Source organism: Mycobacterium sp. (assembly GCF_036488105.1).
GTDB lineage: Bacteria > Actinomycetota > Actinomycetes > Mycobacteriales > Mycobacteriaceae > Mycobacterium.
Genome location: NZ_DASXHW010000039.1, coordinates 1 through 9,095, shown reverse-complemented (window position 1 = coordinate 9,095; position 9,095 = coordinate 1). Strand labels below are relative to the sequence as shown.

The following is a 9,095-nucleotide window of genomic DNA, read 5'->3' as shown; positions in this document are numbered from 1 at the left end:
GAACGCTTCCTGCATGATCCGCCGATGGAACATGTGCTCCTCGAAGTCGAGCAGCATCAGGCCCCGGTTGAAGAACGGGCCGATCACCGGCACCCAGCCCTGCTGGGAGTAGTCCTTGTTGCGGTTGGAGTAGATGACCTGTGCTGCGTCGGGACCCAGCGCTGCAACGCCCGGCAGGACCGGTGAGTCACCGAATATGACCGGACCCTTGGTTTCGTACAGGAATAGCAGGTAATCCGGTCCGCCCCGCATCATCTCGATGAGGTGGCCGACGACCGGCAGGCCACGATCGCCCACGACCGGCTTGAGTCCGCTGCCCGGCGGCGGATCCGCGAGCTTCCGCGGGGTCCAGTTGGTGTTCAGCAGCCGCTGTTCGACGGCAGCCATGCCGGGAAAATTGTTGATTGACGGGGTCAACCGGCGCTTCGCCTGATCGAGTAAATACTCGGTGGTGCTGATGGTCGCCATTGACACTCCTTCGTCGGGGCGTGCGGCCAAGGTAGATCGACTGTGTGGCAGACGTCACCAACTGACATCCTCAGGCGAAACTTGACGGCTGTCAAGTTTCGCTTTGAGCGTGGCGTTTCCTTTTGCGCGCGGCGTAGTGCAAGGTCGAAGGGTGCGCATCGAGCAGGGGGCTGACCGAGTGGCCGAGCAGCCACCGGTCGTACCGGTTCCGCGGCGGCGGGGTGATCGGCAGCGATACGCCATCGTGCAAGCGGTCCGCGAGTTGCTGCAGGAGAAGCCGTTCGCCCAGTTGTCGGTGAGCACGATCAGTGATCGTGCAGGCGTGGCCCGATCGGGGTTCTACTTCTACTTCGACTCCAAGTACGCCGTGCTGGCGCAGATCCTCGCCGATGCGACACACGAACTCGAGGAGCTGACCGAGTATTTCGCGCCGCGCGGGGCTGATGAATCGCCCGCGGCGTTCGCCAAGCGGATGGTCGGAAGTGCCGCGGCGGTCTATGCCCACAACGACCCGGTGATGTCGGCATGCAACGCCGCGCGCAACACCGACGCTGAAATCAAGGACCTGCTCGACCAACAGGTCGAAGGTGTGGTGCAGCAGATCATGGGCATCGTCGAAGACGAGCTGCGGGCCGGCACCGCCCACCCTATCAGCGACGACATCCCGACGCTGGTCCGCACGCTGTCGGTCACCACCGCGCAAATGCTCTCCGGCGACACGGCTTTCCTGGGCGACGACGGAGACGTGCAGCGCGGCGTGCGGGTGCTCGAAGCGTTGTGGCTCAACGCGCTATGGGGCGGTTCGCCGCAGACCTAGCGTTACCGTCGGTATCGTCAGGGCCCATGGGGAAGACGACGTTCGCGGGTAAACGGTGCTTGATCACCGGGGCGGCCAGCGGCATCGGCCGGGCGACGGCGTTACGGCTCGCGGGCCAATGCGCCGAGCTGTACCTGACCGACCGCAACGCCGATGGTCTGGCCGAGACTGTGAACGACGCTCGCGCGCTGGGTGCACAGGTTCCCGAGTACCGGGCGCTGGACATCGCGAACTACGACGAGGTCGCGTCATTCGCCGAAGCGATCCACGCCAATCACCCGAGCATGGACATCGTGATGAATATCGCCGGAGTGTCGGCGTGGGGGACTGTCGACCGGCTGACCCATGAGCAGTGGACCAAGATGATCTCGATCAACCTGATGGGGCCGATACACGTCATCGAGAACTTCGTGCCGCCGATGGTGGCGGCGCGCAATGGCGGACACCTGGTCAACGTCTCCTCGGCGGCGGGGCTGATCGGGTTGCCCTGGCATGCCGCTTACAGCGCAAGCAAATTCGGGCTACGCGGACTCTCCGAGGTGCTGCGGTTCGACCTCGCCCGCTACCGGATCGGGGTGTCGGTGGTGGTGCCCGGTGCGGTGCGGACCCCGCTGGTCAACACCGTCGAGATCGCCGGCGTCGACCGCGACGACCCGCAGGTGAGCCGCTGGGTCGACCGGTTCAGCGGGCACGCCGTATCGCCGGAAAAGGCCGCCGACAAGATTCTGGCCGGCGTCACCCGAAACCGGTTCCTGATCTACACCTCGGCGGACATCCGCGCCTTGTACGCGTTCAAACGTGTTGCGTGGTGGCCCTATAGCGTCGCCATGCAACGAGTGAACGTGATTTTCTCGCGGGCACTCAAGCCCGCTCCGGTAGTACCCCGGGTGAGTTAGTCCGGCATCTGCAGTTCCAGCCGAACCCCGAGCAGCCGCACCGGGCGGTCTAGCTCGAACAGGTCCAGAACCCGCAGAGCGGCCGCGACGATCACGTCGGCGTCGGTCGTAGCCTCGTCGAGTTTGCGAATCTTCGTTCGGGTGTAGAACGTGGCGGTGCGCACGGTCACCGCCACCCGGGTGACGATGCGCGCCGCGGCCACCACCTCATCCAGGGCGCGCTTTGTCAATTCGATTACTGCCGAATCCATTTCGGCCCGGTCGACAAGGTCGTGCGGGAAGGTGACGACGTGGCTGCGCGAGCGGGGTACCCACGGCTCGGAGCTGACCGTATCGTCACCGCCGCCGTTGGCCAGCAGCAACAACCACAGCCCGGTTCGGGGGCCGAACGTCGATGTCAGCAGCTCGGCGTCGGCGTGCGCCAACTGCCATACCGTTGTGATATCAAGCGCGGCAAGCTTTTTCATCGTCTTCGGCCCGACGCCCCACAACGCGTCGACGGGTCGTTCGCCCATCACATCCATCCAGTTCGATTCGGTGAGGATGTACACGCTGGCCGGTTTCGCGAATCCGGTGGCGACCTTAGCGCGCTGTTTGTTATCGCTGATACCCACCGAGCACGACAAGCCGGTCGCCGAGGAGATGACGGTGCGGACCTGCTCGGCCAGCTCGCCGGGGTCGTCGACGTCGGCGCCGAGATATGCCTCGTCCCAACCCCAGACCTCCAGCGGATGGCCCAGGTCGCGCAGCAGTGCCATCACCTGCTCAGAGGCTGCGTCATAGGCCTCGGGGTCCGACGGCAGGAAGGTCGCCTCCGGGCAGCGCCGGGCCGCGGCGCGCAACGGCATCCCCGCGTGGACACCGAATTCGCGGGCTTCGTACGACGCGCAGGTGACGACCTTGCGGGCTTCGGTCGGGTCGCCGCTGCCGCCGACAATGACTGGCAGCCCGGCCAATTCGGGATGACGCCCCAGTTCGACCGACGCCAGAAACTGGTCCAGGTCGACGTGCAGGATCCAGCGCGGCTTCATCGTCCGCAAAGCTTGCGCACCAGGCTTTCCCACGCATCGCCCAGCGCCTGCAGCGACTTGTCACGCTCCATCAGCTGGTATTCGACGTAGTCCGCCTCCAGCAGCGCCAGTAGGGCATCGGTTTGACTATCGAGGTCGCCGGTGGTGCCGGCCGAGGCCAGCAGCATCCGGACATGCGTGCGCTGCACCATGGCCGCCGCGCCGTAGCGTGACTGCGGATCGCGATTGGCGGCGACCAACAATTCGTGGTGGGTGTGCGCGAAACGCAGCCGGGCGCGCCCGAAGGCCACCAGTCGATCCAGCGGCGGGGCATCAGGACCCAGCGGCGCAGGACCGAACATGAACGCTTGCTGGTTGATCCGCTCGTCCTCGTCGAGCAGCACCATCATCAAGCCGGCCCGGCTGCCGAAGCGCCGGAAAACCGTGCCTTTGCCGACGCCGGCAGCCGCGGCGATGTCGTCCATGGTGACCGCGTCGGCGCCGCGATCGGAGATCAGCCGCCGCGCGGCATCCAGCAACAGCGCGCGGTTGCGCGCGGCGTCACCGCGCTCATGCGGCGCGGAAACAGGCAGGTCGCGAACCGGGTCGGCGGTGCTCACAAAATTACTGTAGCGTCATCGGAACAAAGCGGACCAGGGTCCGGTTAGAGCATGCAAGGATGTACACAATTACCGAAGGGAACTCAGATCATGCCGGACATCAAGGTGCTGACGCTGGTAGGAAGCTTGCGCGCGGCGTCGATCAACCGTCAGATCGCCGAACTGGTCACCGAGGCGGCCCCGGACGGCGTTGCCGTCTTGGTCTTTGAAGGTCTCGGTGATCTGCCGTTCTACAACGAGGACATCGACAATGACGCCGACGTGCCGGCTACCGTGACCGCGCTACGGGCCGCAGCCGCCGATGCGGATGCCGCTTTGGTGGTCACCCCGGAATACAACGGGAGCTACCCGGCGGTGATCAAGAACGCGATCGATTGGCTGTCCCGGCCGTTCGGCGACGGCGCGCTCAAGGGCAAGCCGCTGGCCGTGATCGGCGGATCTTTCGGCCAGTACGGCGGGGTGTGGTCGCACGACGACACCCGCAAGTCGTTCGGGATTGCCGGCGCGCGCGTCGTGGAGTCGATCAAGCTGTCGGTTCCGTTCAAGACGCTGAACGGACAGCACCCGCGCGAGCACGTCGAAGTGGCCGCCAACGTGCGCGACGTGGTCGGAAAACTGGCCGCCGAAGTCAGCTAGTTCTGCACGCGCCCCAGCGGTGGTATGCCGCTGGGGCGCTTTGCTGGGCGCGCGCGGACGACGTGTCTTGTCGGTGCCGGGTGGTAAACCTGTCTATACACCAACGCGAGACCACTTTGTGATCTGCGACACGCCGAAGGGGCTTCGACGGTAGGGCTTACGACCAGGGAATTTCATGAATGTTTTTCAGAACATCTTGTATCCTTACCTACGGGCACCCACTAGGTGTAGTGTTTCCGAGACCGACAGACCCCAGGTTTACCTGGTCGGTCGGGACGCACCAGCCGGCATCGAGCGCCAGTTGAAGCGGACCGGCGAGACGGGAATTCTGCGGCGCGGCGGCTCGCTGAACATCAATACATATGCAGTAACCGAGTAGTTGCCAGTCTTGTCTTGTTTCCACCGTCGACAGAGGGGTCGTACCGCGATGAGCGTCACCGTTTACACCAAGCCGGCCTGCGTGCAGTGCAACGCCACCTACAAGGCGCTGGACAAGCAAGGCATCGCCTACGAGAAGGTCGACATCAGCTTGGACTCCGAGGCACGTGACTACGTGATGGCCCTGGGTTACCTGCAGGCGCCGGTCGTCGTGGCCGGACACGAGCACTGGTCGGGCTTCCGGCCGGACCGGATCAAAGGGCTCGCCGGAGCCGTGCTGAGCGCGTAACCGGCAGACGGCGCAGTAGAACTAGGGAGTGGATCGCCGTGCCGTCCTCCAACGTGGTCTATTTCTCCAGCGTGTCGGAGAACACCCACCGCTTCGTGCAGAAGCTGGGTATCCCGGCAACGCGGATACCGCTGCACGGCCGTATCGAGGTAGACCAGCCGTATGTGCTGGTGTTACCGACCTACGGTGGCGGCAAGGCGACCCCGGACATCAATGACGGTGGCTATGTCCCCAAGCAGGTCATCGCTTTTCTGAACAACGAAAACAATCGATCGTTGATCCGCGGCGTCATCGCCGCGGGCAACAACAACTTCGGGGCAGAGTTCGCCTACGCGGGTGACGTGGTGTCCCGCAAGTGTGGCGTCCCCTACCTCTATCGCTTTGAACTGATGGGAACCCCGGACGACGTGGATGCCGTCCGCGCCGGTCTCGCTGACTTTTGGAAGGAACAGACGTGCCAACAACCGTCGCTACAGAGCCTGTAACCGCGAGCGCGCATGGGTTGCCCGATGAAACGGACTATCACGCGCTGAACGCGATGCTGAATCTGTACGACGCCGACGGCAAGATTCAGTTCGACAAGGACCGCGAAGCCGCGCACCAGTACTTCCTGCAGCACGTCAACCAGAACACGGTCTTCTTCCACAATCAGGACGAGAAGCTCGACTACCTGATCAAGGAGAACTACTACGAGCGTGAGGTCCTCGACGAGTACTCGCGCAACTTCGTCAAGACGCTGCTGGATCGCGCCTATGCCAAGAAGTTCCGGTTCCCGACCTTCCTCGGCGCGTTCAAGTACTACACCTCCTACACGCTGAAAACCTTTGACGGCAAGCGGTATCTGGAGCGCTTCGAAGACCGGGTCGTGATGGTCGCGCTGACCTTGGCGGCCGGCGACACTGGGCTGGCCGAGAAGCTGGTCGACGAGATCATCGACGGCCGATTCCAGCCGGCCACGCCGACCTTCCTCAACTCGGGCAAGAAGCAGCGCGGCGAGCCGGTGAGCTGCTTCCTGCTGCGTATCGAAGACAACATGGAGTCGATCGGGCGCTCGATCAACTCCGCGCTTCAGCTGTCCAAGCGGGGCGGGGGAGTCGCGTTGCTGCTGAGCAACATTCGAGAGCATGGCGCGCCGATCAAGAACATCGAAAACCAGTCGTCGGGCGTCATCCCGATCATGAAGCTGCTCGAGGACTCGTTCTCCTACGCCAACCAGTTGGGCGCGCGCCAAGGCGCCGGCGCGGTGTACCTGCAAGCCCACCACCCCGACATCTACCGCTTCCTGGACACCAAGCGGGAGAACGCCGACGAGAAAATCCGAATCAAGACGCTGAGCCTGGGCGTGGTGATCCCGGACATCACCTTTGAGTTGGCCAAGAACAACGAGGACATGTACCTGTTCTCGCCGTATGACGTCGAGCGCGTCTACGGCGTGCCCTTCGCTGACATTTCGGTCACCGAGAAGTACTACGAGATGGTCGACGACGCGCGGATCCGCAAGACCAAGATCAAGGCGCGCGAGTTCTTCCAGACGCTGGCCGAGCTGCAGTTCGAGTCGGGCTACCCGTACATCATGTTCGAGGACACGGTGAACCGGGCCAACCCGATCGAGGGCAAGATCACCCACTCCAACCTGTGCTCGGAGATCCTGCAGGTCTCCACGCCGTCGCTATTCAACGATGACTTGTCGTATGCCAAAGTGGGCAAAGATATTTCGTGCAACCTCGGCTCGCTGAACATCGCCAAGACGATGGACTCGCCGGACTTCGCCCAGACCATCGAGGTGGCGATCCGCGCGCTGACTGCTGTGAGCGACCAGACCCACATCTGGTCGGTGCCCTCGATCGAGCAGGGCAACAACGACTCGCACGCGATCGGGCTCGGACAGATGAACCTGCACGGCTATCTGGCCCGCGAACGCGTCTACTACGGGTCCGAAGAGGGCGTCGACTTCACCAACATCTACTTCTACACAGTGCTCTACCACGCGCTGCGCGCCTCGAACCGCATTGCGATCGAACGCGGTTCGCACTTCAAGGGCTTCGAGAACTCGAAGTATGCCTCCGGTGAGTTCTTCGACAAATACACCGATCAGATCTGGGAACCCAAGACCGACAAGGTGCGTCAGCTGTTCGCCGACGCGAAGATCCGCATTCCCGACCAGGACGACTGGAAGCGGCTGAAAGAGTCGGTGCAGACCCACGGCATCTACAACCAGAACCTGCAGGCGGTACCACCGACCGGATCGATCTCCTACATCAACCACTCGACGTCGTCGATCCACCCGGTCGCGTCCAAGATCGAGATCCGCAAGGAAGGCAAGATCGGCCGGGCCTACTACCCGGCGCCGTATCTGACCAACGACAACCTGGAGTACTACCAGGACGCCTACGAAATCGGCTACGAGAAGATCATCGACACCTACGCGGCGGCCACCCAGCACGTGGACCAAGGGCTTTCGCTGACGCTGTTCTTCAAGGACACCGCGACCACCCGTGATGTGAACAAGGCGCAGATCTACGCCTGGCGCAAAGGTATCAAGACGCTGTACTACATCCGGCTGCGGCAGATGGCGCTGGAAGGCACCGAGGTCGAGGGCTGCGTCTCCTGCATGCTGTGACGCCCGGCGTTCCGGCAGCCAGTCTGCCCAGGTCAGCGGCTGCACCGGGGTATGGTGCTTGACGTGGTCAGAATTCCGCGACCCCCGCTGCCGCACGCCGGACCCAAGCCCGGCGTGAAGGTCGACGCGCGCAGCGAACGCTGGCGCGAGCACCGTAAGAAGGTGCGCGGCGAGATCGTCGAGGCGGCGTTTCGCGCCATCGACCGGCTCGGGCCCGACCTCAGCGTCCGCGAGATCGCCGAGGAGGCCGGCACCGCAAAACCGAAGATCTACCGGCATTTCACCGACAAGTCCGATCTGTTTCAGGCGATCGGGGAACGTCTGCGCGACATGCTGTGGGCGGCGGTCTTCCCGTCGATTAGCTTCGCCACCGATTCGGTTCGCGAGATCATCCATCGCAGCGCGGAAGAATACGTCAGCCTCGTCGACCAGCATCCCAACGTGCTGCGGTTCTTCATCCAGGGCCGCTTTCCCGAGCAGTCCGAGTCGACGATGCGGACGCTGAATGAAGGCCGCGAGATCACCCTGGCGATGGCGGAGATGTTCAACAACGAGCTGCGCGAGATGGAGCTCGATCCCGCCGCTTTCGAACTCGCGGCGTTCGCGGCGTTCGGGTCGGCGGCCTCGGCTACGGACTGGTGGCTGGGATCCGACGTCGACAGTCCGCGCCGGATGCCGCACGACAAATTCGTCGAACACCTGACCACGATCATGATGGGCGTCATCGGCGGCACCGCCGAGCTGCTCGGCATCAAGCTGGACCCCGACCAGCCCATTCACGACGCGGTGCCGCACAACTCCGCTGCCAGCTAGCATCAGGTGCCGTTGATACCCTCGGTACCGGATATTGAGAGCCGCGCCGGAGACGACGCCGAGCGAAGGAGGAGCGGCGCAATGAGCATTGCCGAGTCGACCACCCATACATCGGCTGCGCCCATACGCACCCGCGCGGTGATCATCGGGACGGGTTTCGCCGGGCTCGGCATGGCCATCGCGCTGCAACGCCAGGGCGTGGACTTCGTCATCGTGGAGAAGGCCGACGACGTGGGCGGCACCTGGCGGGACAACAGCTACCCCGGTTGCGCGTGCGACGTGCCGTCGCACCTGTACTCGTTCTCGTTCGAGCCGAAGGCCTCCTGGAGCAAGCTGTTCTCCCCGCAACCGGAGATCCTGGACTATCTCAAGGACGTCACCGAAAAGTACGGGTTGCGCCGCTACATCCGGTTCGGCCAGAAGGTAAGCCGTGCGCACTGGGATGACAGCGAATACCGCTGGCACGTTTTCACCGAATCGGGGGACGAGTACGTCGCCCAGTTTCTGATCTCCGGCGCCGGCGCGCTGCACATCCCGCGAACGCCCGA

10 protein-coding genes and 1 pseudogene are annotated in these 9,095 nt (G+C 63.7%); 8 read left to right on the top strand and 3 right to left on the bottom strand.

Annotated features, from left to right (window positions below; all coding sequences use genetic code 11):
* Positions 1-468, bottom strand: a pseudogene (locus tag VGH54_RS02125) (cytochrome P450); the annotation flags it as partial.
* 157 nt (positions 469-625) lie between these two features.
* Between VGH54_RS02125 and VGH54_RS02120 the strand changes: the two are divergent.
* Together VGH54_RS02120 and VGH54_RS02115 are read left to right on the top strand one after the other, a co-directional pair.
* A complete protein-coding gene (locus VGH54_RS02120) occupies positions 626-1,285 on the top strand; it encodes a TetR/AcrR family transcriptional regulator (RefSeq protein ID WP_414688621.1) in 660 nt (219 codons plus the stop codon).
* A gap of 26 nt (positions 1,286-1,311) precedes the next feature.
* Positions 1,312-2,181, top strand: coding sequence for an SDR family oxidoreductase (locus VGH54_RS02115; RefSeq protein WP_331510281.1), 870 nt, complete (start codon positions 1,312-1,314; stop codon positions 2,179-2,181).
* Here VGH54_RS02115 and VGH54_RS02110 read toward each other — a convergent pair.
* Positions 2,178-3,221, bottom strand: a complete 1,044-nt coding sequence (locus VGH54_RS02110) for a DNA polymerase IV (protein ID WP_331510282.1) — start codon at positions 3,219-3,221, stop codon at positions 2,178-2,180. The genes VGH54_RS02115 and VGH54_RS02110 overlap by 4 nt on opposite strands.
* A complete protein-coding gene (locus VGH54_RS02105; protein ID WP_331510280.1) occupies positions 3,209-3,811 on the bottom strand; it encodes a helix-turn-helix domain-containing protein in 603 nt (200 codons plus the stop codon). Before VGH54_RS02105 ends, VGH54_RS02110 begins: the two co-directional genes overlap by 13 nt.
* Before the next feature lie 90 nt (positions 3,812-3,901).
* On the opposite strand from VGH54_RS02105, the gene VGH54_RS02100 reads away from it, so the two are divergent.
* The 6 genes from VGH54_RS02100 to VGH54_RS02075 all read left to right on the top strand — a co-directional run.
* On the top strand, positions 3,902-4,447 hold the full coding sequence (locus tag VGH54_RS02100; protein ID WP_331510279.1) for an NADPH-dependent FMN reductase: 546 nt from the start codon (positions 3,902-3,904) through the stop codon (positions 4,445-4,447).
* Between the two features lie 427 nt (positions 4,448-4,874).
* Positions 4,875-5,114, top strand: a complete 240-nt coding sequence (locus tag VGH54_RS02095; protein WP_331510278.1) for a redoxin NrdH — start codon at positions 4,875-4,877, stop codon at positions 5,112-5,114.
* Between the two features lie 38 nt (positions 5,115-5,152).
* Entirely contained in the window at positions 5,153-5,599 is a 447-nt protein-coding gene (gene nrdI, locus VGH54_RS02090) for a class Ib ribonucleoside-diphosphate reductase assembly flavoprotein NrdI (protein ID WP_331510277.1), read from the top strand.
* A 17-nt stretch (positions 5,600-5,616) separates the two neighbouring features.
* Positions 5,617-7,734, top strand: a complete 2,118-nt coding sequence (gene nrdE, locus VGH54_RS02085) for a class 1b ribonucleoside-diphosphate reductase subunit alpha (RefSeq protein WP_331510276.1) — start codon at positions 5,617-5,619, stop codon at positions 7,732-7,734.
* A gap of 63 nt (positions 7,735-7,797) precedes the next feature.
* Entirely contained in the window at positions 7,798-8,547 is a 750-nt protein-coding gene (locus tag VGH54_RS02080) for a TetR/AcrR family transcriptional regulator (RefSeq protein WP_331510275.1), read from the top strand.
* Positions 8,548-8,628: 81 nt separating this feature from the next.
* On the top strand, positions 8,629-9,095 hold a 467-nt coding region (locus VGH54_RS02075), incomplete at its 3' end, for an NAD(P)/FAD-dependent oxidoreductase (RefSeq protein WP_331510274.1).